This is a genomic window from Mycobacterium timonense (assembly GCF_025821985.1).
Classification (GTDB): Bacteria; Actinomycetota; Actinomycetes; order Mycobacteriales; family Mycobacteriaceae; genus Mycobacterium; species Mycobacterium avium.
Map to the genome: position 1 here is coordinate 1 of NZ_JACKSY010000105.1, position 977 is coordinate 977.

Consider the following 977-nt stretch of genomic DNA (forward strand, 5'->3'; position numbering starts at 1 on the left):
AGCGACCAAGGACCAGGAGCGCCGGCGAGAAGCAACGCCGGAAACCCCTGCCGCCCAACGACTTATCCACCAACCAACGAGCCGCCATCAACCCCAACACCACCCACATGAAAGATTGAGGCTAGCGCGGATGGCATGCAGCCGTCAGGGCGTTTTCTTCATCCAGGATTGACCACATGTCCTGCCCATAAGCGAGCTGCAGTTCCATGACAGGCCGTGGTGGTGGCGCATTGCGGGCCTGAGCGACAAGGGAAAGCCCCTCGCGAGCACGATCAGCGATCGCCCGCAGATGCGGTGCAATGTCGACAGCGGAAACCTGCCCAGCAGCCATCCGCGAGAGCTGTTCAGCCCAGTTCCGGTAGGCGGCCAAGTCGGGGCCCCCGACGACGATGGTCTTTAAATCCAGCAGGTCGGAACGATCGTGCAGCAACTGGACCGCGGCCGCGGCGGTGCGACAATCCCGGCGCGGCTGACTGCTCAACGCGGCGAAGCCGACACCGCCCACACCCACGACGACCACCATCAGGGCAAGCAGCCAGACGTTACGTTGTCGGGGCCTCGGTGGGGGAGTGAGGTCCTCGGCGTCGACGTCGCCACTCACCTCAGCCGCGGAACGTAGTTTCCCGAGCCGGGTGGTGAGCTGCGCGCGCCGGAACTCACGGCGCATGGTGGACGCACCAATGAAGGCGGCAAGCAGCAGCAATAGGATGCCGTGGCGCCAGTCGCGGAGGAGCAAGTCGACGGCGGCGAAAACCGCGATGCCAGCCGTAGCGACCGCCTGCATGGTTCGACCACGTGCCGCGCGCTGGTAATACTGTTCAGCTATCGCGCCTGCGCGCAACGCGCCAGCTAACCTCAATCTTTCATGTGGGTGGTGTTGGGGTTGATGGCGGCTCGTTGGTTGGTGGATAAGTCGTTGGGCGGCAGGGGTTTCCGGCGTTGCTTCTCGCCGGCGCTCCTGGTCCTTGGTCGCTGGA

The 977-nt window shown here is 64.5% G+C and carries 1 protein-coding gene; it reads right to left on the reverse strand.

Annotated elements, in window-relative coordinates; genetic code table 11:
• Nucleotides 1-121: 121 nt before the first annotated feature.
• The gene (locus H7I87_RS25895) at nt 122-784 is read right to left on the reverse strand and encodes a hypothetical protein (RefSeq protein ID WP_083071861.1); all 663 of its coding nucleotides are present in this window, start codon (nt 782-784) and stop codon (nt 122-124) included.
• Nucleotides 785-977 lie beyond the last annotated feature (193 nt).